Here is a 25,653-nt window from a genome sequence, read left to right on the forward strand (position 1 = left end):
GTCTATATTTGTGACAAGTTTGTAAAGAGTAAAAAACGACGAGTTAAGCCCGCCGTTACTTTCAATCTTCCTCTTCATCAAAAACTTCATCAATCATGCATTTCTCTAATAAATACTCAAATGTAATATCTGCCAGGTCCTCAATTTCTTCTCTTTTTGGAACGTACCCTCTTTCAATTAGTCGCTCATAAAAAAACTCCGCAATCTCTTCCGTGTCAATTACGACTTCAATTTCCTTCATGAGCATCACTCCTTTATTTCTGTTTTATGAAAAAATCTCAAAATTATGTATATGAGATTAGAAAAATAGTTTTTCTTTTTTATAAGTCATATCATGTAGGTAAAGGGCATACGATGTTAGTACAAGCTATCCAAAGGGGGAAATAATAATGGAATACCAATATGAAGTAGATCAAGAAGTAGGGCAAACAAAAGAAGAGTTCATGCATGAAGATCAATGGGCAGACTCTCTTATTAAATGGCTTTTTATTTTTTTAATAATTGTAGGCATACCTTATACTGCATATGTTGTTGTTCAATTTATTCTCTCTTTCTAGTTAACTATTTTTTCTCTGTCAATTTAACTAAATAATTTTGAACAACATCCATAACAATTTTATATTCTTCATCTTTAAATGTATCGAATAATAAATGATAATCATTATAAATATCTAATAACCCATCAATAATTTCTTGGCGATTCGTCTTTACACTTACTTTTTTCGAATTGTTAATTGACTTCAATTTTCCTAAATCTAATTTATTCATACCCGCTTTATCTTGTTTCATTTTCTTCAAAATTGCATTTGCCGTTTGTGCATTGGCAAGTAATGTTAAATCCGATTCATCAGCTTCTAACCATTCACCATCAGTAATTCGTGACAATTCATATATAGTATCTTCCCATGCATCATTTTTATATCTCCATACTTCTGTACGAAAACCAACAATACGAAAAACATCTTTATCATATCCAGTTACTTGCACGAGATCACCAAACGTAAAGTTATAATTTAATTCAATCCACTCTGTGTCGCCCTTTTTCATTTCCTGCTCTGTAACATGCTGTAAAGTTTGTTCTACATAAAATCCATCGTGATTATTTACTTCGTATACGTAAACTCCATCTAAAACTTTCATATTTGTAACTTTCCCAACGGTTCCATATAGCGTAATCACGACTATGTCTCCTACGTTATATTTAGGTTGTTTTTTCCTTGCCATCAATATCTCTCCTTTTTTAAACGTCGTGATTTTGATAACAGTATATGCAACCTACATAAAAACGCTTATCACATAAGCTTATATTCATAAATTTTTTCAATAAAAAAGTAGAATTTGTATATAACTTAAAAAAGCTAGTATTTAAACTAGCTTTCACTTTTCATTTATGTTCTAACAACAAGACATATTGTAAATAAAAAAGCATAATGAATACTTCACTTCTTTCAAAGTAATGTATTCATTATGCTTTCATTTCCCTAAAACTTCATATCGTTATCTCTCTTGTATATATAAATCCCATGCATCATCAAATATAGACATACTTTCTAGCATTCCACTTAACTCTAAGTATGAACTAATTACATCATAGTCTTCAGATTGCTTCGGAAAACTTAAATCATCATACATCGCCTCTGCTAAATCTGATATTTCATTTTTAAATAAAGCTGCACGGTGCTTCATCATATAATGGTAAAATGTCTTTTTCAAAAATATTCCCTACCTTTCTAACTTGGGTACATTATACAAGGCAAAAAAGAAAAAAACCAGCATAAAAGCTGGTTAAAAGTCGAAATAATTCCTTTTTAATAAACGTGGTCTTCCCATCAACTCTTCGTATGTTAGTTGTTTTGGCAAATCTTTCGTATAAATTAAAAACAACTGATCTTCAATTTCTTTTACAGTATGGTCTGCTTGATAGTCCATTCCACATGAGGAACAAGTAATACATGGTGTCTCTTGGATTTCAATGGCTTTCGTACCATCTGGTAATTCCCAATATACAGTATTCAAGCTTTCTTTCGCTTCTGTACTGTCACACCACATACAATTCATACTACGTCACCCTCATTTTTTTTGTCATCATCTAACTTTGCTATTTGTGCTTGATATTTTTTATCTTTTAATTGATCACGCTTATCACGTTTATCTTTTAAAGAAGCATGCGTTTCATTGACTTCATAATCTTTGCGGCGATTCATACGTTGTAAATCATCTGGAACAAGATTAAATTTCTTATCACTCATCAATCCTGCAACGCCGATATCAGAACGTTTCTCTTCATAAGTCGGATAAATTTCTTTAAAGTAGCCTTCTGCTCTTCCTGGGATATAGTTTTCTGGTTCTGGATACGTTGTAATAACCCCTTCAAAGTTACGAAGAACAACTTTATCCGCACTTTGTGAAATTAAATAGTTTGGCTGAAGCGCAATTTTTCCGCCTCCACCCGGTGCATCGACAACGAAAGTTGGTACTGCATAACCAGACGTATGTCCACGTAAGCCTTCAATAATTTCAAGACCTTTCGAAACTGGTGCACGGAAATGACCGATACCTTCTGATAAATCACATTGATAAATGTAATATGGACGAACACGAATTTTCACTAAATCATGCATAAGTTTTTTCATAATTGGAACGCTGTCATTAATTCCAGCTAAAATTACAGCTTGGTTTCCAATTGGAACACCTGCATTTGCAAGCATTTCACATGCTAGTTTCGATTCTTCTGTAATCTCAATAGAAGTGTTAAAATGAGTATTTAACCATACTGGATGGTATTTTTTAATTATGTTACACAGGTTTTCTGTAATACGCTGTGGGAATACAACTGGTGCTCTCGTTCCGATACGAATAATCTCAACATGCGGGATTGCTCGTAAATTCTTTAATACATATTCTAAAATTTTATCATTAATTAGAAGACCATCACCGCCAGAAATTAAAACGTCACGTACTTGTGGTGTTTCACTAATATAAGCAATCGCATCATCTAATTGCTTTTTCGGTACGCCCATTCCAATTTGTCCACTAAAACGACGACGTGTACAGTAACGACAATACATAGAACATTGATTCGTTACTAAAAATAGTACACGGTCTGGATAACGATGAGTTAATCCTGGAACTGGTGAATCTTCATCTTCATGAAGAGGATCTTCTAAATCATATTTTGTTTTATATAACTCTTCCGAAATCGGTACTGATTGCATCCGAATCGGACAGCGTGGGTCATCAGGATTCATTAGCCAAGCATAGTACGGTGTAATGTTTAACGGGATCGTTTTCGTTGAAATTTTAACGCCTTCTTCTTCGTCAGGTGTTAAGTTAATTACTTTCTTTAAATCATCTAAAGTTTTGATCGTATTCGTTAATTGCCAAACCCAATCATTCCATTGTTCTTCTGTAACATCTTTCCATAATTCAATATCCTTCCAGTGACGATTTGGTTTGTATACATCATGTAACATTGCTATTCCCCCTTTTTATACGCTCATCCTTTATATAAGCAATAATTATGCCAACTTCATATTCTTGATAAGTAAATGCGAGAAATACCCTATTATATAAGAGAATAAATATTTTTAAGTGCTGTACTAAAACGATATTTACTATCATATTCATTACTTGTTATATATGTAAACGCTCTTTTATTGGTGCAAACACACAAAAACCGCCGGTTATTCGGCGGTTTTGTCATACTTGCTCAGTTTATATTGAAGCGTTTGACGCGGAATACCTAACATTTTTGCTGCTTGCAAAATATTCCCTTCCGTTTCAATTAACGCTTGATCTATTAATTCCTTTTCCATTTGATGAAGAGCTTCCCTAAGTGGTAATATACTTTTCTTCTTCGGAAGTTTCTCTTTCCGAAATGTTCGTGGCAAGCAATTTGCTGTTAACGAATTCCCTTCTGTAATAATGACAGCATGTTCAATCGTATGCTTTAACTCACGAACATTTCCAGGCCATTGATAAGCTTGTAATCTTTCTTTCGCTTCCTTATCAATTTGAAGTACACCTTTTTTATAACTTTTATTATATTCTTTCAAAAAGTAAGACGCTAATAACAGTACATCCTCAGTTCTTTCGCGAAGCGGCGGGATATATAATGAAAACACATTTAATCGATAGTATAAATCAGTGCGAATTTTATTTTCTCTTAAACATACTTCTGGAGGCTGATTCATTGCAGTAATAACGCGAACATCTACTTTTCTCGTCTTATTATCACCAATGCGACGAATAACTCCATCTTCTAATACACGTAGCATTTTTGCTTGTAAATCGAGCGGCATTGAATTCAGTTCATCTAAAAATAATGTCCCTCCATCTACAAGTTCAAATAATCCTGCTCGTTCGATTGCCCCTGTATAACTACCTTTTGTCGTGCCAAACAGCAAACTTTCTAATAGCGACTCTGGCAAAGCTGCGCAGTTTTGTGCAATAAACGGCTTATTTTTTCGTTTAGAAGCTTCATGAATCGCTTGTACAAATAGCTCTTTCCCCGTTCCAGTTTCACCATATATTAAAACATTCGCATCGGTTGGCGCTACTTTTTGTGCTAACTCTTTCGTCTGTTTAAAGCGGGAATCATCAGTTACAATTGTCTCGAATGCAACATGCTTTTTCACCGATTTTTTGCTAGTCGATCGTTTTATTTTCGATTGTAGATCTACAATCGTATCAGTAAGCTTTTGAATAGTAGAATAATCTTTCGCAATTTCTACAGCACCAGCAATATTTCCATCTATTAAAATAGGTAACGTTGTATTGACCGTACAAACGTCTTCCCCATTTAAATTTTGGTAATGTTGAACTTGGTGTACGATTGGTTTTTTTGTATCTAATACTTTCATCAACGTACTTGTTTCTCTGGATAATGACGGGAATGCTTCTAATAAATGCTTTCCTAGCACATTTTCAATTTTAGATCCATCATGTTTTGCAGCAACTGTATTATAAAATATTGTAATCCCATTTTCATCTACTGCATGTATGGCCTCATCTATACTGCCCAAAATCGCTTCAATGACTTCCTGTGTCGAAACTGCTAGCAATGTCATCCCCCCTTTTGCCGAAAATCCAGCAAATTCAACGCCGAATTTCCGGCACCCTCTGTGCGATTATAAGCATGACGATTCCGTTCTATTATTTTGATGAAATGTATATATATTTTTATTGCTTATTTATGGTTAAGTGAAACTTTAATCAGTGGGGCTTTATTATTAACCCGACTCCCACTTAACTTCTTTGCTTTACAGCCGAATTTTGAGGCGGGAGTCTTACTGCTTTCGAATAGCTTGATAAATCTTTCACCCATATATTCATATCTTCCAACTTATCAAAAATGTAGCAATTATTCGCAAGCCTTCCCGTATATGTATAGCCTAATTGATGAAAGGCTGCATTCATACCGAAAGATAGCGAGCGAGCAATTGTATAAGAACAAAAAATAGATTTTTCTTGGAGCTCTTCCTCCAATTTAATTAACAGACTTTTCATAAAACCATGTTTTCGATATTCAGGTAATGTAGCACAATTCGTTAATTCTGCATTACCTTCTTTCACGTTCATTTCAGCAGATGCTGTACTAATAATTTTCCCCTCGAATTCATAAACATAGTAAATTGTATCGTCTTCCTTCATCGTCTGCTTTACATAATTCCCATCATTTAAAGGTGTCGGATAAACTTCAAATACTTTTCCAAAGACAATTGCTAATTCTTCCGCATCCTCTTCTGTCGCTTTTCTTAACACAAATTCCTCTGGGACTATTTTTTCTTTCACTTCTTTTTCTTTTACACCACTTAAAATAGTATCTTCCTCAGTCCAATGAATACTATTTCGTCTTTCATCATTATGATATTTCACGAAGAAGTGCGCATCGTGCCCTTGAAAATAATGAGGTATCGTTGCTTCCAGTAAGAAACCGAAAGAGAGCCATGTTGAAACATGTTCTCCCTTTCCTTTAATAATACATTTAGTGAAAGAATGTTTCTTTGCTAATTCATCGATTGTTTGTATGATGCTTTCAACATTTCCTGTATAGTGATCAACTCTAATACGTTTATTAAAATAATCTAAAACCCCTTCTACTGTATAATGCTTTGTCTGTTCACTAAAAGATTCATAGTATTTCATTTTTTCACCTCACACCAATCTAGTAATGTACATGCAATTATTTTTGCGGCAGCAATCATTTTATCAACTTCTATATATTCGTTTGGATAGTGTGCTACTTTCGTCTCTCCTGGACCAAATACTATCGTGGGTACGTTAGCTATTTGTGTGAACAAACCTCCATCTGTTCCCCATGGCGAAGCTTCTATAATCGGCTCGTTCCCTTCGATTTCAACAAAGTTATGTTGAAGCGTTGTAATAAGTGGATGATTTTCTTCTAGTTCACCAGGAACCCATCTAGCCCCAAACCATTCTACTTCTACAGGATTTTTTACAAACCAACTATCCACATCTTTTAATTCACCAATCCAGCCCTCAAACTCTTCTTTTGCTGCCTCTATAGTCTCATTCGGCGCAATACCACATCTTCCTTCTAAAATTAATGAATCGGGAACAGAACTTGGCCAGCTTCCCCCTTCAATTTTCCCAACGTTAATTGGAATTGGAATCGGAATCCCCTTAAATAACGGATCTGTAATTCGACCATTTCTCTTCTCTTCTAATTTTCTCAAATGCTCTACAACAAACATACTTTTTTCAATTGCACTTACTCCTTCATAACGTGTACCACCATGTGCTGCTTTTCCTTTTATATGTAGACGAAACCACATTGATCCTTGTTGTTTCGGAAAAAACTTCATATTCGTCGGCTCAGGAATAATAACGCCATCTGCCTTATATCCTCGTAAAATAGCAGCTAATGTTCCTGCCCCACCGCTCTCTTCTTCTATTACACTTTGAAAATGTATATCACCTTTTAGTTCAATACCAGATTCAATAATCGCTTCCATCGCAAGCATAAGTGAAACATTGCCGCCTTTCATATCTGTTGTTCCACGTCCATATATGCGGTTTCCTATTTTCTCTCCACTATATGGATGATGGTCCCACTGATTTACATCCCCTTCTGGCACGACATCAATATGCCCGTTTAAAATCATAGATTTCCCTTCGCCACTTCCTTTTAAAGTCGCTACAATATTCGGGCTATCTGTAAAACTTGTACGAGGTGATACGAAATAAGGGTGATCTTTCATTTCATTAAAAGCAGGCTCCCAAATATCAAGATCTAGACCTAACTCACGCAACTTTTCAATAACAATTGCCTGCGCACCACTTTCATCACCAGATACGCTCTTTTCTTGAATTAATCGTGTTAAAAATTTTACACTCTCTTCTTCATGACCCTCAATATAATCACAAACTTGTTTTTTTAATTGCTCCATATATTACAACTCCCCTCATTCAATTACTAGTAAATTTGAGCTTATATGAAAATCAGCTGTCGTATGTCGTTTTACATCTTCTACAGTATATGGACTCATTAATTCTTGTAAGACAAGTCCTCTTTGGGTCACTTCCATGACAGCCATGTCTGTAATAATTAAATCTACACATTTTTTCGAAGTTAATGGCAATGTACATTCCGAAACAATCTTTGCATTTCCGTATTTATCAACATGATTCATCACAACAACGACCCGCTTCGCTTTTTGCGCTAAATCCATCGCTCCTCCAATACCTGGAACGCGTTTTCCTGGTACAATCCAGTTCGCTAAATCACCATTTTCACTTACTTGTAACGAACCAAGTATCGTAACATCAAGTAATCCTTTTCGAATCATGCCAAACGCCATGCAGCTATCAAAATAACTTGCTCCTGTAATAAGAGATGTTGGTAAACCAGCTGCGTTACATAAATTCTCATCTTCATTCCCTTTACTTGGCGTTGGTCCCATACCAACAATACCGTTTTCCGCATGGAACATAACATTCATATCTTCTGGCAAATGATTCGGTACAAGCGATGGAATTCCAATACCTAAATTTACAAGCATACCATTCTGAATTTCTTTCGCTGCACGTCTTGCAATCTTATCTCTTACTTCTACGCCCATACCCATTTCCAATTCACTCCTTCCGATGGCACGATATAATTTACAAATACACCTGGGACGACAATTTCTTCTGGATCTAAACTTCCAAGTGGAACAATTTCTTCTGCTTCTACAATCGTTATGTCACCAGCCATAGCTACGTGTGGATTCATATTACGAGCGCTTTTATCAAATACAAGATTGCCAAACGGATCCGCTTTTTTCGCATATACAATTGCGACTTCAGCCGTTAAAGCTGTTTCAACTAAATATGTCTTTCCATTCATTTCAACTGTACGCTTTCCTTCTTCTACAATCGTATCAACACCAACGTCAACTAAAATACCACCAAGCCCTACACCACCCGCGCGAATACGCTCTGCGAGTGTTCCTTGCGGAGAGAATTCAATTTGCAATCTTCCTTCATTTAATTGTCTTCCCGCATTTGGATTTGACCCAATATGAGAAGTAACTAAAGATTTAACCCTTTCATTCGTAACAAGACGACCGATTCCTACATCAGGAAATCCAGTATCATTTCCTATTAAATTTAAATTTGTAATGCCTTTATCTAAAACAGCTTGAATTAAAGATGGAGGGGATCCGATTCCTCCAAATCCCCCAAACATTAATGTCATATCATCATGGAACAAAGAAATTACTTCCTCTATTTCTTTTAATTTACCGAATGTATTTGTAATAGTTGTCATGCGATACTATGCCCTCCTTTTTGCATCATCTCTTCCACGCTCTTTACAAAAATTGAAAGTAATTCATCTAACTCGGAATATGTAGTTGTCATTGGTGGTGCAACAAGCAGTGCACTATCCTCTTTTCCTGCTTGCCCTGAAACAGCTTGGTATAAGAGCAGTCCATTTTTAGCAGCAACTGAAATAAGCTCCGACGCTTTTGTAAACGGTTGCAATTCTATTCCAATTAGCAATCCTTTTCCACGAACATCGGCAATGATTGTCGATTGTTGCTGAACTTTCTGCAAACCTTTTAATAAATACTCTCCCTTTTCTGCTGTTTTTTCAGGTAAATTATGTTTCTCCATATATTCAATAACAGCTAAAGCCGTTGCTGCAGACAATGGATTTGCACTAAGCGTATGCCCGCTCATTACAGAACGTGATCCACGTAAAATTGGCTCCATAACACGGTCACTTACAACTGTTGCTGCCATTGGTGTATAACCTGCTCCTAGCCCCTTACCAAGGGTCATAATATCCGGTTCTACACCCCAGTGCTCCATCGCAAACCATGCACCAGTACGACCAAGTCCAGTCATTACTTCATCCGCAATAAATAATATATCGTAATGACTACAAATATCTTTAATTACTTTATAGTATTCTTTCGGTGGGACAACCGCTCCTCCAGCAGCTCCGATAATCGGTTCAGCAATAAAAGCTGCAATATGTTCTGCACCAATTCGATCAATCGCTCTTTCTAGTTCAGTCGCACAAGAAAGTTGACATGTTGGATATACCTTTTGTACAGGACATCTAAAACAGTATGGAGCTGGAATAGTCGGATAATCTTCCAAAATAGAAACGAAACGTTGTCTGCGCAGTGGATGCCCAGACATAGATAAAGCTCCCATTGTAATCCCGTGATAGCTCATCCACCGTGACAAAATTTTATGTTTCCCTTGAATGCCACGCTCCTGAAAATGCTGAATTGCGATTTTCATAGCTGTTTCATTTGCTTCCGTACCACTATTCACAAAAAAGCTCCAGTTCAAATCTCCTACACATAAATCACTTAACTTCTTCGCTAATTTTTCAGCTGGTTCACTCGTAAACTGTGATCTATAAACGAAAGCGATCTCCTCTGCCTGTTTTTTTATAACTTCTGCTATCTCTGCTACGCCATGTCCAATACCTGCCGTAATCGCTCCAGACGAACCATCAAAATATTTATTTCCGTTTTGATCATACAAATACACACCTTTTCCATGTGAAATCATCGGATACGGCTGACCAACAAGTGGTTTAATTAAGTAATCGCGCATAGCGCTCCCCCATTTCTCCAATTTGTATATGTATATGAAGAAAATTGACGTTTCTTTCATAAAAAAGAATCCTCTGCAAAAGCAGTGAATTTATCAAAAAACTATTATAAAATATACAAATGACTGCTAAATATTATTTTAAAAACAGAAAATTCAGAACTAAAAATGAAGACCAACCTTACCTGTACGCTTAAATACCCCTTCCTGATTTAAGATAACAGCAAATTGAATATTTTTTTAATATAATATCAACTTTCCTCAATTGCTGACATTGTGTAAACTTCGACGAAACTCCCGTTATTCTCCTTCCTATTATCCTACTTTATATTGCATATTTTCAAACAAAATTCGACATTTTACTTCACCTCATTTATCATAACTATTTCTTAACAAATAGTACCACCTGTTTAGAACAATAAAAAAAGAACCGATTAACCACATTAATCAGTTCGGCACGACGCTCTTTTATCGGTATTACCTTATCCAACGCATCACTAAAATTAATAGAAATACTCATAATACAAATCCATAATTCGTCCCACAGCCTATAGCACCAAATCCTCCATAACTTCATTCCAAATAACTATGGGGATATCCCCATCCCAATGGTTCCACTCCTTCCATCAAAGTCAAACTACCTTTCCTTTATAATTTATGTAGGACAATTATTGATTTGTATGTGTGTTTGCCTATAAATAAAAAAATCCCCATTTAAACTTTTCCTTCTAGAAAGGCAAGTTTTTTGCATAACCTCTTTCTAGCTTCGCATATATTTGTAATGATGATAAAGGAGGAATGTTCATGACTCAATCCGAAATTGAAAAATACGGCCAAGAAGCTGCACGTTACGAACAGCTCGCTCGTTACTATCAATATAGCAATCCTAAAAGATATGTAGAACTCTATATGAAATACTATGATGCAATTACAAAACTTGTACAAGCATATGAAAAGAGAGATTCACAAGAAGCGACTTTACCGTCACATATGAGAATCTTCCACACAGCTCCCCATACACCAGCAGTTGATATTATAATAAACGGACAAAAGGTTATTAAAAATATTTCTTTTAAACAATTCAGTCCGTATTTATCATTAGTGCAAGGTAAATACCGTATTGATATTGTCCCTGTCGGAAACGAAACTCCAATATTTTCAGCATTAGTACCAATAATGGGGAATCACACTTATACCCTTGCAGCGGTCAATAGCGATAATCATCTCCAATTACAACCCATTCTTGATAATACTCATTTACCATCTGGTCAAGCAAAAATACGATTTGCACATTTTTCACCAGACACTCCAGTTGTAAATGTAAATTTAAAAGATGGGGATCATTTATTTGAAAATGTACTCTTTAAGCAAATAACAGATTTTTTACAAGTTAGCCCTGGTACAGCAGATATTGAAGTTTCACTTGCTGATACAAAAAAAGTACTATTAACCATTCCAAAATTCAACGTTGAACCAAATACAATTTACACAATTTCAATAGTTGGTTATTCAACTGAGGATCCAAAATTAGAAACCGTTATACTTACAAATTAAAACAGTCTACACCATTCGCATGGTGTAGACTGTTTACTTTTGAAACGTAATTTGAAATTCTGTCCAATCGTTATCCGAACGACACAATATGGATCCTTTATGTTTTTCTACAATTTGTTTACATACAAATAGTCCAATACCAGTTCCTAGCTTTTTAGTAGTTACAAATGGCTCAAAAATAGTCTCTACATTGTCTGCTGGAATCATAGGTCCATTATTTTTTATAACAATGCGAACAGCCTGATCCTCTTCAAATACATCAATGATAATTTTCCGCTCTTCTTTCACCGATTCAAGAGCATCAATCGAATTCATTAAAATATTTAAAACTACTTGCTTCACTTCACTCCGGTAACCAACGAGTGGAATAGGATACGGCAAATTCTTTTCAATCAAAACATTTGCATTAACTAAACTTGGATATAAGAATTGTATAATATCTTGAAATAAGTCATTTACCAAAAAACGTTCAGATTCATTCCACATTTCTTTTTTCGATACAAGTAAAAATTGCGAAATCCTAAAATTTAATTGATCTAATTCATGTGAAATAATATCTAAATACGATAGATTAGGGTGATCTGTCTTCAATAACTTTACAAATCCCATAATCGAAGTTAGCGGATTACGAAATTCATGTACAAAACTAGCCGACATTTGCCCTAGAATCGTAAGCCTTTCTTTATGTGTTTCATTTATATATTGCTGTTTTTCTTCTAAATTCCTCGATATAATTTCTGAGTATTTTAAAACGGTATAATAAATTAATTTGTCAAAACAAGTATGTATTTTGGCCATAATCGGTTTCAGTTCTCGAGCGCTTACATCCAATTCGCACATCGCTTCAAAAAGTTCATTTCTTCCCACATTTGCATTGTAAACAAAATCTCCAATATTCGCATCTGCCCCTGCACGCTCAATGGCAATTTTCTCACATAATGGCTGAAGATAATTAATGTCTTTATCTTCCATAATAAGTTCGATAATTAACTCTAATAAATTCGCTCCATTTTGAACTACCTCTTGTTTAAATGGATCTTTTTCGGAAATTATCATTTTGTTTTTCCAGTTCTCTACGAATTGGTGCCTGTTGTTTTTCAAGTGCGAACAAAATACTTCTTTAATATCCTTATCGATTGGAAAAACCTCCATTCCTCCATTTCCATACGACGAATACCCTTTATATTTTGAATATTAACACAAAAAATACATTTCGTTAATAGATTTTTGTCACATTTTGTTAATTTCTGTTGATAAAATTTATTTTTCCTTTCTTATTTAAATAAGTTGTATTCCTATATCCCTTTCCCTTCTCATTTTTTAAATTATTTTCCTGTTCAAAACTACTTTTTTTTTGCATCCTTTTTAATTCTTGCGTACAATAAGAAGTGAAAGGTGTGAAAAATATGGTAAATAAAAATGTGGAAGACTATCTCCAAGAAGGCATATATGGCCAAAAGCAAAACAAACCAGAAGAACGTAATATGTACTTAACTACATTACGTGAGCGTGTAGAAATCGCTTTAACAATCGGTCAAGTAATGCAAAGTAATGTGTATACAGAAGTAACGGGTAACATACGTTCTTCTCAATCATTACAACTATTCCTAAATGGAAGCATTGCTTACCCACATTTATCAAAATACATTAAATTAGCAACTGAAAAAAATATTCATTTTACAATTGTTCAAAATAAAGGTACTGAAACACCAATAGGTTTAGTACTCTCTCATAGCACTGCTGTAGATAAAGAACATATTTATGTCGAAGATGATATTTTCAAACAAGAAATGAAGTAAAAGGTACACTTGATTAAATGTAATCGTTCCGAGAAACGTAAAACAAACAATAAAAAACGAGTATGGAATCGTAAACATTTCCTGCTCGTTTTTTATTGCGGTGTTTAAGCTCGATCTACTTTATTTTTTAATACACACTAATTTCATTTCTGTCATTTCTTCTATTGCATATTTAATCCCTTCACGGCCTGTTCCACTCTCTTTCACACCGCCATAAGGCATATGATCTACTCTGAACGTTGGAATATCATTAATCATGACACCACCGACTTCTAATTCATCAATTGCACGCATTGCCTTACATAGATTGTTTGTAAATACACCTGCTTGTAATCCATAGCGTGAATTATTTACTTGTTCTAAAGCCTCATCAAATTCTTTAAATGTATTTACAGTCATAAGTGGACCAAATACTTCTTGGCACTGAACAGATACATAATCTGGAACATTTGTTAATACAGTTGGTTCAAAAATCCTTGCATCACGTTTGTTACCACCGTATACAACATTAGCTCCTTCCTTAACAGCCTCTTCCACCCATGAATTTATACGTTCTACATCTTTTTTTGAAATAAGTGCTGATACATCTGTTTCTTCATGAAGCGGATCTCCTACTACAACGTTTTCCATTGCTTTCGTTAATTTTGTAATAAACTCTTCCATTTTGCGTTCATGCACAAAAACACGTTGTACTGAAATACAAACTTGTCCATTATTCACAAACGCGCCCCATTTTACACGTTCAATTATTTCGTCTGTCAATTCAACATCTTCATCAATAATTACTGCAGCGTTCGATCCTAATTCTAACGTCACTCGTTTCAACCCGGCTTTTGCCTTAATTCCAATACCTACTTTCGGACTTCCTGTAAAAGTAATACTAGCAACGTTCTCATCTTTTACTAATGCCTCACCTACAACAGATCCAGGTCCAGAAATTATATTGAAAGCTCCCTTTGGTAAACCAGCTTCTTCAAATAATTCTACCAATGCATACGAAGAAAGTGGCGTTTGGTCGGCAGGCTTTAGCACAATAGTATTTCCAGCCGCAATTGCTGGGCCTACCTTATGTGCTACTAAATTAAGTGGAAAATTAAATGGTGTAATAGCACCAATAACCCCGATTGGTTGTCGAATTGTATACGCTATACGGCCACCTGCTCCTGGTGCAGCATCTAATGGTAACGTCTCACCATATATTCGCTTCGCTTCTTCAGCTGCAAACTTATATGTTTGAACAGTGCGATCTACTTCTCCACGTGCAGCACGAATTGGTTTTGCAGCTTCTTTTGCGATAATCTCTGCAAACTCTTCTCTTCTCTCATCCATTTTTTGTGCAACCTTTTCTAAAATAGTTGCACGGTCGTATGCGGATAATTTTTTCATTTCTTTCATTGCATTTTTGGCCGAAACTATTGCTTCCTTAACGTCATCTTCTGTACCTTGCGCAATCTCCGCTAATGTTTCTTCAGAATATGGTGCATACAATGGTTTATACGTCTCCACTGATTTCCATACCCCATTTATATATAAATGTTTTTTCATAGTGGTTCTCCTTCCGAATATATGTATACAATAATACATTTCATTTATTTCACCTAGTGAAAGGTCTGACTTGTGTAATTGTATCATAGCCCTAATACATCAAAAAAACATTTTGCTCAAAAAAACTCTGCTACAAAGCAGAGTTTACGAACTAATTTGTTCTTGGAGCGAAATCTTTTTTTCATCTCCTACAATAACAATCGATTCTGAAGGTTTCGTTACTTCTAATCTCTTAATATAGTGTCCATCTAATTTTTTCACGCAAAATTTATAATTTTCAATCTCAATGGTATCACCCTCGGAAATCTCAATATTTTTTGTTAGGATCCAACCGCCAATCGTATCGACATCATCGTCGTCAATAGTCAAACCTAATAATGCGTTCACTTCACTAACAAGTACTTTTCCCTCTAAAATCGTTTTCGTCTCACTAACTTGTTGGATTTCCGGTTGTTCATCAGTATCGAACTCATCTTGAATATCCCCTACAATTTCTTCTAAAATATCTTCAACGGTTACAAGACCTGATGTACCACCATATTCATCAATTAATATAGCGATATGTGTTCTTTCTCTTTGCATTTTTAAAAATAGATCATGAATTGGGATAGATTCAATAACTAAAATAATTGGCCTAATATATTGCTCCACTGTCTTTTCACTAACAACTCGGTGCTTCACAAAATCTGTAAATATATCTTTAAAATTCACAAAGCCTATTACATGGTCCTTATCACCATCAACAACCGGATACCTCGTATATTTTTCATGAGACATTTTTTGTAAAGCCTCTTCAGCAGGCATTTCTTTATTTAAAATATTCATCTCTGTTCGTGGTACCATTATTTCTTTCGCAATACGATCATCAAATTCAAATATTTTATTCACATACTTATATTCAGATTGATTAATCTCACCATTTTTATAACTTTCTGAAACTAACAACCGCAATTCTTCTTCTGAATGCACTTCATCATGCCCTTTTGGTGGTTTCAACCCAAGAAACTTTGTAATTAACCGAGCTGATCCATTTAAAATCCAAATGAATGGGAATGCAATACGATAAAACAAAATGAGTGGCTTAGCAACAAAGAAACTCACTTGTTCTGCTTTTTGAATCGCAAATGTTTTTGGAGCTAACTCTCCTACTACCACATGGAAAAATGTGATAAACAAAAATACTAAAATTATAGCTAAAATGTCTGCGAGTTGAGTAGGGACGTTCCAATTTGCAAACAACACATCAAACATGTGCTTTAGCGCAGGTTTACCAGACCACCCAATCCCAAGAGCTGTAACAGTTATTCCTAATTGACAAGCTGATAAATATTCGTCTAAGTTTGTAATGATTGTTTTGACAGATATTGCACGATTATTTCCTTTTGCAATTAAATAGTCAATTCGTGAACTCCTCACTTTAACAATTGCAAATTCTGCTGCAACGAAAAATGCCGTTAAGGCAATTAAAACAATCACTATACTTATACTATATATGTCCAAATACTTTTCCTTACTTACAGTGTAAGCAAGGAAGCCACCTCCTACTTAAATTTATTCAAGTGAAGTAAGCATTCTTATACTCTAATAAAATTCTACATTAGTAACCACCTTTTTATATATTATATGCATACATAAAAAAGATATTTATAATTATGATAATCTAATTAGCTTATTATCGTCAAACTATAGTAAGCCCAATTTTCCGATAACTAAAAATGATTTATATAAATAGTATGTGCTAAACAGCTGAACTTCGTGAAAAAACACTTTCTTTGCCGATTCCACACTTCTTTTGTCACACCTGAAGGGAACTTGCTACATAACTAGAAATCATTCAACAGGATATATATAGGAGGGATTATTTTGGAATATAAAACACCATTTATCGCAAAGAAATTAGGTGTTAGCCCAAAGGCTGTTGTCCGGATTGCACAACAATTAAATCTTACGATTAAAAAAAATAAATATGGTCATTTTATTTTCACACAAGGTGATTTAGATCTAATGTTAGAATACCATCGCTCTCAAATGGACCAGCCTCAAAACTCTCAAACTACTCAAAAACCATCTTCAAATGATGTAGAAAAATTAAAAACTCAAGTAAACACAATTGTTCAAAACACATCATCGAATGATTTTGAGCAATTAACAGCTCAATTTACCACAATTACGAGAAGACTAGATCGAATGGAAGAACAAATGCAAGATAAAGCAAATGATGTCGTTACATACCAACTTTTACAACATCGCCGCGAAATAGAGGAAATGTTAGAACGAATTCAAAAACTAGAAGCTGCCCTAAAAAAAGAAGAACCAATATACATTACTCCTGATGCAAAACCAACATATGAAAGAGAAAAGAAACCGAAGCGTCGTAAAATGATTTTTAGTATATTTGGACTTTAATATTTTAGACCCTTATTCTGAGAATAAGGGTCTACTTTTTGTATGAAAACAGATGCCTGTAATAAGTAACTCTTCTTCATACTATACATATTCATATATTTTCATTTTGTTAACATAATATTTTTACTGTATTCTGCAATAAGTGCCTGCGCATGAGCATTCCCTTGAATAATATCACGGAATTCTTTCAAAGAATACAGATGTGTAGCCCCTTTTCGAGCATGAATTCGCACTGGTACACCTTGTAAAGTATCATGAAACTGGAATGGACTATCTATCGGTTCGATTGGAAAACCGAGTGTAAGTAAATACATATACATTCTTTTTGTAACTGCTGCAATATACCATTCCGCTTTCGTCTCTAACGCATGCATAAATAAAATAGCTGCCAGCCTTTTGAAATGTCCTCTCCCCCGAGACGTTTTCGCAATACTTAACTTTCCTATTTCATACACATTTTTCAAATCTTTCACTAAATCATTTTTAGAAAACGGATAGAAAAACTCAGAATTTGATTGTTCAGGTACTGTAAACTTAATACATTCTACTGTACCAATATGATGTTCATCTTCTATTAATAAAAATCGTGATGGATTTAAATTACGTTCTACAAACATTAAGTTTCTTTCTTCACAAAAATCTCCCCACAGTTGCTCGAACCAAAAATGCTCTTCCTTTGTTTGAACACGCTGGAACATATTTAACCGCCTTTCCCATCGCCGCTCTGTTTTTGATAACGCTTTCACTTACTATCATATAAGAACAAATCTTCGTATGCAACTAAAAATATTTATGTCTTATTATATTCTGCAAAATGAATTAAATTCCTACTTATTAGTCATTCATGCACATGTAAAAACCCTTAATTCCCCATACTATTACAAACATAAAAAGATTCAATTACTCTAATAAAAAATAATAATCACTATCAAGTTCGAACCGTATAATGTGTCTTTCCGTACTGCATATAATTCTTCTTAACCTAAAGAAATCCTTCATTAAAAAGGATTTCTTTTACATTTTATTACTTTTTAACCATTTCTCAAAAATTTGAATCATCCCATGCTTCCCAGCCAACTTCTCTTCTCCTTGTTTCGTTTTATATGGATATAGTTGTAAAAACACTCCACATCCAGATTCAATTTTTTTACTATGCATATGGCTACCTGGATATACACAAATCACTTCATAAATCGCTCTTCGCTTAAAAATTCGTTTACCATCCTGTTCTTCTACATACTTAATAGACCAGTATTTATACATTTGCTCCGTTGCTTTCGTATTACCTACAGGCTGAAAAATATTGTACATAGGACTATATTTCACTTCGATAATAATAGAAGATTTATATACATACTTCTCTTCTTCCTTTACATAACAATCTAAACGAATATCCGGCTTCTTTGTGTCCTCTCCGTTATAAAAATTACTTCCTTTGCTTAGTGCAATAAGAGGGTGTGTTTCAATTAAATCATTAAACGCGACGTGCACTTTTATATCATCTCGATGTAAAATCACTGTCGTTCCATCTTGTAATCCGTCTAAATAAAAATGTTCTTGTATTTGTTCACGAATAGGATTCTTATCTTCAAATCCGATTTGTTCTAATATAGAAATAACGATAAAAAAAGCGTAATACTCATACACTAAAAACGTTGGTTTATATACGAATAATAAAGATGGGGGTTGCTCCGTATGTTGCGGTAACAATTCTAAATGGTGGATTAATTGTTGATGCGGTATAGATAAAATGTTCGAATTAATGGTAGCTGTTTCAGAAACTTCCCTCCAAAATGGAGAATACAATAAATTTCGAAAGTATTGCACACTTTCATATACGATATGAGCTAATATTTTATATTCTTGTATTTTCACAGAACTTTTCCGTAAATCTGCTTCTTTCAGTAAATGTAGATTTCTATATTTTTGTTTTTCCCTATCCGTCACGGATCCATTTCGTTCAATCGTTTTCATAATTGTTTTAACAGCTTGAAATTCATCTGACTTTTTCTTCTTTTCTCCTTCTAGTATTTCAATAGTTTTACGTACAAAAATTTCTGCTTCAAGTAAATAATAATAGAATTGCATCGTTTTAAATTTAAGAAATGCATTTTCAATACTATTTTTTTGCTCCTTAAATTTACGGTTGTAATATTTCGCATAAAGCTTTCTTTCTGTCATAATGGCAGTTTTTCTCGTTGCCTTCCGCGCTTTCGTTTCCCATTCATATTCGTGTACAAATTCCGCATTCGATTCTACTTTCTTAAAAATTTGTTTTATTCTTTTCATTTTTTGTGGCAACTTTCTTAACAATACCAAATAAGAAGAATCTTCAATATCGCTAAGTGCTGAGAAAGTTTTCTTGTAATAACCTCTATCTAAAATTAACTCGTTTAAAATTGACTTCACATAATCTTGAATCATTTCAAATTGGTCATCAAAAAAGTTTTTAGGAACAACTTGAAACGCACCATAATAAGTTTTATCTTCTATACGCACTTCAAAATGGTATAAGCCACAGCGCCACGGATAAAAAAATTCAGTTTTTCCATGTTCATACACTAATACTCTTTGTTTTTTTTCATTTAATTCATATTGTGACTCTTTTATATTCTTTTGTCCCTCATATACTTTATTCCATATGAATGTAATATCCATTGGATTTTGATAATGGAAATGTAATTTCAGTGGTTTTAATTCCTGTACTTTATAAATACATTGAACTAATGCTGTAGTAGACGTACAAAGCCGGTTTAAAAGGATAAAATCGCCTTTCCCCTCAGTACCAATAATTAGCTTCAATACAAACGGGAGCGTTTCTTTCGTATCGACGATTGCTGTTTCATAACGCTCCTCATTTTGCATAGCCATACAGCTCCAGTTCTCTACGCTTTTGTCTTATATAAGCTAAAGAATGTTCAAATGTAGATACACGATTTGCAAGCGGAGACTGTAAAAGTGGTATCAATGTCGCTCCCCTTTTTGCTTCTTCAGAAAGTAGAGGGCCCACTGTCATTTCTGTCCCCCTTAATTTCGTTAATACACGCTGCTTTATTTGCAAATCAAAACCTTCTTCCCTGCTAATCATATAGGACTGATTATTTTGGAACGGTATATTTTGCAAATACGTAGCGATTGCGCTTGCACATCGGAAAGAAATTCCTTTTGATATATCGTGTGATGATAATACATCATGTAACTTATCCAATAACTCTAATTCCTCTTCAGTATACACTTCGATCATCTCTTTATTCCTAAACCAATTGAGTCGAAATTCTCCCGTTGTTACTTTCAGCGGGGGTTGCTGAACAACTTTCTCATGTTCTATACTCATCTCGCAAAACGGAATTTTTTGTAATGTAATCAAATTTGTTCGATCTAATAATCGATCGGAAAGCTCTTTCGTCGTTTCATCAAAATTTACAGTGCCTACGAAAATAATATTCTCACCAATTTCCACTGAAGGTGGAATTTGATTTTCTATTTCTTGTACTTTCTCATACAAACTCAAAATACGATTTTTCTTTTCAAGTTGAAGAACGGATAGAAACGGAGTAAACCAATGCTCAATATGTGACATGTTCATTTCATCGAACACAATTATATACAATTGATTTGGATTTTCTTTAGCCTTTAACAATGTCCGAACTAACTTCGTTTCACTTTCAATAAAATTACCATTCGGATGAAGGTAACCGAGAATATCATGTGGTTCTTGATACGATGGTGAAATCGGAATCCAAATTAATTCTTCCCCATAACGTAACCCAAGTGATTCTGCATAAGCTTGCACAAAGCGTGATTTCCCAACACCTGGTATACCACCAACAATTGTTAACATATTGGTTTTAATACTAATGTGAAAATTATATATATCTGTATCATCCAAATATAACCCTTTATTACGAACCATACTTTGTACATACTGCAAAAAAGAGGATTCACGCTCATCCCATTCCCAGTCATCCTTTTGCATTTTAATATCTTCTACTTCAACTAACTTACCTTCTTCAGCAATTCGTTTATTTAGTTGGTCATACACATTTTCACTTACAAAATATAAATGATCATCTACTGCTATTTCTACATGTTTCATCCAATCGTTTATTTCAATATATTTGCATTCTTTTCTTTGCTCAAAATATGAAATTGAACTTATTGATGATTTTAACGATAAATTTCCATATAGCCTTCCCTCATGCCACAATAATTCTGGAGGCTCAAAGTCTTTTGGTAATTTAGGCATAAGAAATGATAAATAACCGTTGCTTAACTTCCGTTCCAATGACGCTCTCTTTTTATAATTTGAGACCTTTGGTGAAGGAATCACTTTATATGAAGATGCTATTTCCCGAGGCTCTTCTGTGCATATTAATTCCAGAAATAAATTTCCACGATCATAATAAAGACGAAACATAACCAGTTGCTTTTCTAATTTATGCTTCTTTAAATCAGTAAAGATTTTTTCATTCTTTTTATTACTGCATAATCCTTCAAACAAATATTTTCCAGTCGGAAATAACTCTTGTAAAGTTAAAGGTATTGAAGAAAGACATTGTACAAAGAAATTTTCTCCATTCTTCTCTCCCTCAGCTTTTGCAAACTTCCCAATAAACCTCATATAATACATTCGCTTTATAAAACTTGGATGAAGAGCTTTATGTAATTTCAACGTAGTCACCTTCTTTTTTTCATACTATCCTTATTGTATGAACTACAATCTAAAACTAGAAATAAAAAACCTGACGTCATCCGTCAGGTTCAAAATTAAAACGTATATTAATGAGAAGGAAATGCTTTTTTTTCTTGTAAAATGGCATTATGAGCGATTTTCATTTTAGCAAGTACGTACCGTAATCGATCTTCGGCATTTTCATCTTTATTTTGCTGCAAACTCGCCAAATTCTCTACAGAACTCGCTAAATTTTCAATCACGCCTCGAAGTTCAGGATGATGATTAAAAAAAGATTCTTGTACTAATACTTTCCTTAAATCACTAGCTAAATCCATAATTCTAGACAACTGTTCTTTTTCTTCCATTTTCATCCCTCCTGAATATCTTATGTATTAAATATTCTCTAGACAAGGAAAAAAGCCCTTTAAATTAAAAGGACTTTTACATTTTTATAGTTCCTGTCAGTAACATATAAAGTGATGTAATAGCTGCAATAACAATTGCCAACATCACATATCGCTCTTTGCCTGCAAAACAACGATTCCCTTTTTCTTTTCTTGCAAACATATACACGAGAATCCCAATACCATATACGATTGAAACAAGCAATAAATTCTTTAAACCAGCTGCATAAATTAACCATACAGAGTATAGGGAAGCAATTAATGCTAACAATCCATTTTTTACTCTCGCAACTTTCAGCTCTTTCGTGATGACTAATTTCAATTGAAATAGCGCTGATAATAAGTACGGCAGTAATATAGATGTTGACGCAATAAAATACATAATTTGATATGTCGATTGTGAAAACAAAACGATTATAAATATAGTTTGGGCAACGATATTTGAAATCCACAATGCCATATGCGGCGTTTGTTTCTTATTTGTTTTCGTAAAGACTTTCGGAAACACGCCGTCTTTTCCTGCTACGTGAGAAATTTCAGAAACAAGTAAAAACCAGCCAATTAATGTACCTACAAGTGACGCAACTAATCCAATATTAATTGCCATTGCACCCCATGGCCCAACAACATGTTCTAATACATGTCCCATTGAAGGAGTCTCTAATACTGAAAGTTCTTTTCTTGTCATGGCTCCCATTGACAGAACAGAAATTAAAATATAAATAGACATTACTAAAATAAGTCCAAGTACTGTCGCTTTTCCAACGTCTCTACTATTTTTAGCTCTTCCTGATAATACAACTGCTCCTTCAACCCCAATGAACACCCAAAGGGTTACGAGCATTGTATTTTTCACTTGACCTAGTACAGAGGAAACTGAGATAGTTCCTTCGCCCCAAAAGTCATGTGTAAATGTATCCCAGCGAAACGCTGTTACCATCACGACAATAAATAATAAGATCGGAACTAATTTCCCAATCGTTGCGATAACATTCATAATGGAGGCTTCACGAATTCCAAATAAAATTAGAAAATGCAATGTCCATAATAAAAGTGATGCACCTACGATTGACGCAACATTATTTCCGCCTTTAAAAATTGGGAAGAAGTAACCTAATGTACTAAACAGTAACATAATTGTTGCAACATTTCCTAAAATCCCTGCTAGCCAGTATCCCCAAGCACTGTTAAAACCAATATATTCACCGAATCCAGCTCGTGCATAACTATAGATTCCGCCCTCAAGCTCCGGTTTTTGTCTTGCTAACGTTTGATATACGAGCGCAAGTGGAATCATTCCCATTGCTGTAATACACCAACCAATTATCGTTGCACCACTATTTGCTCCTACTGCTAAATCATGCGGTAAACTAAAAACACCGCCACCAACCATCGTTCCAACTACTAATGCGATTAACGGAAAAAACCCTAACTTCTTTTCTATTTGTACCACCCCATCTGTCATTCTAGGTGTTATGTTCGTTCAACTATTAAAGTCACCTTTTTCTCTAATAGACGTTTCTCTTATATTTTTTCAGGAAAACATTACTTATTCTAAAAGAAAATGAAGAAAAATGGAATACTTTTTTGAAAAAATGTATAAGTATGCACAAAAAAACCGTTCATTTTGTAATGAACGGTCATTTCATACATATAAAATTGTATATTTATTGTAAAATTAACGAAGTAACTTCTCTTTTTGTAAAAATTGTTTTGCGACTTCTTCGCTACTTTTCCCATTCACATTTACTTCATAATTCATTTTTCTCATTTCTTCATCTGTAATCTTTCCAGATAATTTATTTAATACTTTTTCGAGTTCAGGATATTTCTGTAACGTCTCTTTTCTTAATAATGGTGCTCCTTGATAAGGCGGGAATAGTCCTTTATCATCTTTTAGCACTTTAAGCCCATATTGCTCCAATTCACTATCTGTTGAATATGCATCGATTACGTTAACATCTCCCGATTGTATTGCACTATAGCGCAGTTTCGGTTCCATCGTTTTAACATTTGAAAACTTATAGTTATATAATTTTTGCATTCCTTTATAACCATCTTCACGATCAGCAAATTCTAATGTAACTCCTACTTTAGCTTCCTGTGCAATTTTTCCTAAATCAGAAATTGTATTTATGTTATTTTGATCTGCTATTTTTTTCGGCATGGCTAGTGCGTATGTATTGTTATACTCCATTGGCTTTAACATAACCATATTATATTTCTTTTCCATTCCAATACGAGCTTGTTCATATACTTCATCACGATTTGTACTTTTCGGTTCTTCTTTCACGAAAGTAGATAAAGCTGTACCTGAAAATTCTGGGTATATATCTACTTCACCTGATTTTAACGCTTCGAATACAAATGCTGTTTTTCCAAGGCCTGGCTTTAATTCCACTTGTAAATCTGTATCCTGTTCAATAAGTTGCTTGTACATTTGAATTAATATTTCTGGTTCAGATCCAAGTTTACCAGCAATAACTATGTCTTTCTTTTCGGTATTCCAAAGAAATGGAGCAGCTATCATTACTACAACTATACATATCGTCAATATAACGCGCTTAGAAGAGCGTTTCGGGCTCTCAAGTATGCGAAGTACTATATCAAAGAATAAAGCGAGTAACGCAGCTGGTACGGCCCCTAAAATGATAAGCGCATGGTCATTTCGATCTATGCCTAATAATATGAGCTTACCGAGCCCACCAGCGCCTATTAAAGCAGCTAATGTAGCCGTTCCAACAATTAATACCATCGCTGTACGAATACCAGCCATAATAATTGGCAATGCGAGTGGAAGCTCTACCTTCCATAATCTTTTCCAGCTATTCATCCCCATAGCTCTCGCCGCTTCTATAAGTGATTCATCTAATTCCCGTATTCCTGTATATGTATTTCGTAAAATAGGTAATAGTGCATACACAACTAATGCGATTATAGCTGGCAGTTTTCCAATTCCTACTAACGGAATTAATAGTCCAAGTAAAGCAAGTGAGGGCACTGTCTGCATAACAGCAGAAGTCCCTATAATAAATTCAGCCATTCGTTCTTTTCTCGTTAATATAATGCCGAGTGGCACTGCAATAATTACTGCAAAAAATAGTGAAATAAGCGATATTTGTAAATGCTCACTTAATGCACTTAGCAATTCTACTTTTCGTTCTTGGAACGTTTGAATAAAATCAGTCACTGT

The 25,653-nt window shown here is 34.4% G+C and carries 24 protein-coding genes; 4 read left to right on the forward strand and 20 right to left on the reverse strand.

The genetic code is table 11. The annotated features are described in order from the left end of the window. Positions 1 to 61: 61 nt before the first annotated feature. Positions 62 to 241 (reverse strand): YozD family protein, encoded by a 180-nt coding sequence (locus MKX66_RS08525; protein WP_002012644.1) that lies wholly within the window; start codon positions 239 to 241, stop codon positions 62 to 64. A gap of 148 nt (positions 242 to 389) precedes the next feature. Between MKX66_RS08525 and MKX66_RS08530 the strand changes: the two genes are divergently transcribed. Next, the gene (locus MKX66_RS08530; protein WP_000456534.1) at positions 390 to 557 is read left to right on the forward strand and encodes a DUF3930 family protein; all 168 of its coding nucleotides are present in this window, start codon (positions 390 to 392) and stop codon (positions 555 to 557) included. Positions 558 to 561: 4 nt separating this feature from the next. Here MKX66_RS08530 and MKX66_RS08535 read toward each other — a convergent pair whose 3' ends face one another. The 10 genes from MKX66_RS08535 to MKX66_RS08580 form a co-directional block, all read right to left on the reverse strand. Next, positions 562 to 1,224, reverse strand: coding sequence for a hypothetical protein (locus MKX66_RS08535; RefSeq protein WP_002012647.1), 663 nt, complete (start codon positions 1,222 to 1,224; stop codon positions 562 to 564). A 273-nt stretch (positions 1,225 to 1,497) separates the two neighbouring features. Next, positions 1,498 to 1,713, reverse strand: a complete 216-nt coding sequence (locus MKX66_RS08540) for a YozE family protein (protein WP_002085796.1) — start codon at positions 1,711 to 1,713, stop codon at positions 1,498 to 1,500. Between the two features lie 72 nt (positions 1,714 to 1,785). Then, the gene (locus tag MKX66_RS08545) at positions 1,786 to 2,058 is read right to left on the reverse strand and encodes a YokU family protein (RefSeq protein WP_002085797.1); all 273 of its coding nucleotides are present in this window, start codon (positions 2,056 to 2,058) and stop codon (positions 1,786 to 1,788) included. Then, positions 2,055 to 3,473, reverse strand: coding sequence for a lysine 2,3-aminomutase (gene ablA / locus MKX66_RS08550; protein ID WP_002012651.1), 1,419 nt, complete (start codon positions 3,471 to 3,473; stop codon positions 2,055 to 2,057). Before ablA ends, MKX66_RS08545 begins: the two co-directional genes overlap by 4 nt. Positions 3,474 to 3,683: 210 nt before the next feature. Continuing rightward, complete coding sequence (gene rocR / locus MKX66_RS08555) at positions 3,684 to 5,069, reverse strand: arginine utilization transcriptional regulator RocR (protein WP_002031776.1); 1,386 nt, start codon at positions 5,067 to 5,069, stop codon at positions 3,684 to 3,686. Between the two features lie 178 nt (positions 5,070 to 5,247). Beyond that, the gene (gene ablB, locus MKX66_RS08560) at positions 5,248 to 6,147 is read right to left on the reverse strand and encodes a putative beta-lysine N-acetyltransferase (protein ID WP_002085802.1); all 900 of its coding nucleotides are present in this window, start codon (positions 6,145 to 6,147) and stop codon (positions 5,248 to 5,250) included. After that, positions 6,144 to 7,412 carry a peptidase gene (locus MKX66_RS08565; protein WP_002012655.1) on the reverse strand — a complete coding sequence of 423 codons (1,269 nt, stop codon included), beginning with the start codon at positions 7,410 to 7,412 and terminating at the stop codon, positions 6,144 to 6,146. The genes ablB and MKX66_RS08565 overlap by 4 nt, the downstream gene beginning before the upstream one ends. A 15-nt stretch (positions 7,413 to 7,427) precedes the next feature. After that, positions 7,428 to 8,090, reverse strand: coding sequence for a CoA transferase subunit B (locus tag MKX66_RS08570; protein ID WP_002127246.1), 663 nt, complete (start codon positions 8,088 to 8,090; stop codon positions 7,428 to 7,430). Then, complete coding sequence (atoD, locus tag MKX66_RS08575; protein WP_002085805.1) at positions 8,075 to 8,773, reverse strand: acetate CoA-transferase subunit alpha; 699 nt, start codon at positions 8,771 to 8,773, stop codon at positions 8,075 to 8,077. Before atoD ends, MKX66_RS08570 begins: the two co-directional genes overlap by 16 nt. After that, entirely contained in the window at positions 8,770 to 10,080 is a 1,311-nt protein-coding gene (locus MKX66_RS08580; RefSeq protein WP_033708325.1) for an aspartate aminotransferase family protein, read from the reverse strand. The genes atoD and MKX66_RS08580 overlap by 4 nt, the downstream gene beginning before the upstream one ends. Positions 10,081 to 10,881: 801 nt before the next feature. Between MKX66_RS08580 and MKX66_RS08585 the strand changes: the two genes are divergently transcribed. After that, positions 10,882 to 11,631 (forward strand): DUF4397 domain-containing protein, encoded by a 750-nt coding sequence (locus MKX66_RS08585; protein ID WP_002012659.1) that lies wholly within the window; start codon positions 10,882 to 10,884, stop codon positions 11,629 to 11,631. 33 nt (positions 11,632 to 11,664) lie between these two features. On the opposite strand, the gene MKX66_RS08590 is transcribed toward MKX66_RS08585, so the two are convergent. Further along, positions 11,665 to 12,783, reverse strand: a complete 1,119-nt coding sequence (locus MKX66_RS08590; RefSeq protein WP_002065228.1) for a BA2291 family sporulation histidine kinase — start codon at positions 12,781 to 12,783, stop codon at positions 11,665 to 11,667. 254 nt (positions 12,784 to 13,037) lie between these two features. Here MKX66_RS08590 and MKX66_RS08595 point away from each other — a divergent pair, with 254 nt between their 5' ends. Further along, a complete protein-coding gene (locus tag MKX66_RS08595; RefSeq protein WP_002141658.1) occupies positions 13,038 to 13,430 on the forward strand; it encodes a YueI family protein in 393 nt (130 codons plus the stop codon). Between the two features lie 120 nt (positions 13,431 to 13,550). Here MKX66_RS08595 and MKX66_RS08600 read toward each other — a convergent pair whose 3' ends face one another. Together MKX66_RS08600 and MKX66_RS08605 are read right to left on the reverse strand one after the other, a co-directional pair. After that, a complete protein-coding gene (locus MKX66_RS08600; RefSeq protein WP_002012663.1) occupies positions 13,551 to 14,975 on the reverse strand; it encodes an aldehyde dehydrogenase family protein in 1,425 nt (474 codons plus the stop codon). 144 nt (positions 14,976 to 15,119) lie between these two features. After that, positions 15,120 to 16,475 (reverse strand): hemolysin family protein, encoded by a 1,356-nt coding sequence (locus MKX66_RS08605; protein WP_002127238.1) that lies wholly within the window; start codon positions 16,473 to 16,475, stop codon positions 15,120 to 15,122. A 363-nt stretch (positions 16,476 to 16,838) separates the two neighbouring features. Between MKX66_RS08605 and racA the strand changes: the two genes are divergently transcribed. Further along, complete coding sequence (gene racA / locus MKX66_RS08610) at positions 16,839 to 17,381, forward strand: chromosome-anchoring protein RacA (protein WP_002012665.1); 543 nt, start codon at positions 16,839 to 16,841, stop codon at positions 17,379 to 17,381. A 101-nt stretch (positions 17,382 to 17,482) separates the two neighbouring features. Here racA and MKX66_RS08615 read toward each other — a convergent pair whose 3' ends face one another. The 6 genes from MKX66_RS08615 to MKX66_RS08640 form a co-directional block, all read right to left on the reverse strand. Further along, on the reverse strand, positions 17,483 to 18,079 hold the full coding sequence (locus MKX66_RS08615; protein WP_002085820.1) for a hypothetical protein: 597 nt from the start codon (positions 18,077 to 18,079) through the stop codon (positions 17,483 to 17,485). Positions 18,080 to 18,395: 316 nt separating this feature from the next. Further along, positions 18,396 to 20,246: a hypothetical protein gene (locus MKX66_RS08620; RefSeq protein ID WP_016102078.1), complete on the reverse strand. Its 1,851-nt coding sequence runs from the start codon at positions 20,244 to 20,246 to the stop codon at positions 18,396 to 18,398. Continuing rightward, positions 20,236 to 22,053: an AAA family ATPase gene (locus MKX66_RS08625; RefSeq protein WP_002012669.1), complete on the reverse strand. Its 1,818-nt coding sequence runs from the start codon at positions 22,051 to 22,053 to the stop codon at positions 20,236 to 20,238. Before MKX66_RS08625 ends, MKX66_RS08620 begins: the two co-directional genes overlap by 11 nt. A gap of 107 nt (positions 22,054 to 22,160) precedes the next feature. Next, positions 22,161 to 22,421, reverse strand: coding sequence for a hypothetical protein (locus MKX66_RS08630; RefSeq protein ID WP_002085825.1), 261 nt, complete (start codon positions 22,419 to 22,421; stop codon positions 22,161 to 22,163). A gap of 76 nt (positions 22,422 to 22,497) precedes the next feature. Then, the gene (locus MKX66_RS08635) at positions 22,498 to 23,925 is read right to left on the reverse strand and encodes a basic amino acid/polyamine antiporter (protein ID WP_002189509.1); all 1,428 of its coding nucleotides are present in this window, start codon (positions 23,923 to 23,925) and stop codon (positions 22,498 to 22,500) included. 213 nt (positions 23,926 to 24,138) lie between these two features. Further along, the gene (locus tag MKX66_RS08640) at positions 24,139 to 25,650 is read right to left on the reverse strand and encodes an ABC transporter permease/substrate-binding protein (RefSeq protein ID WP_341085923.1); all 1,512 of its coding nucleotides are present in this window, start codon (positions 25,648 to 25,650) and stop codon (positions 24,139 to 24,141) included. Positions 25,651 to 25,653 lie beyond the last annotated feature (3 nt).

The sequence above is a fragment of the Bacillus sp. FSL R9-9530 genome (assembly GCF_038008145.1).
GTDB lineage: Bacteria > Bacillota > Bacilli > Bacillales > Bacillaceae_G > Bacillus_A > Bacillus_A mycoides.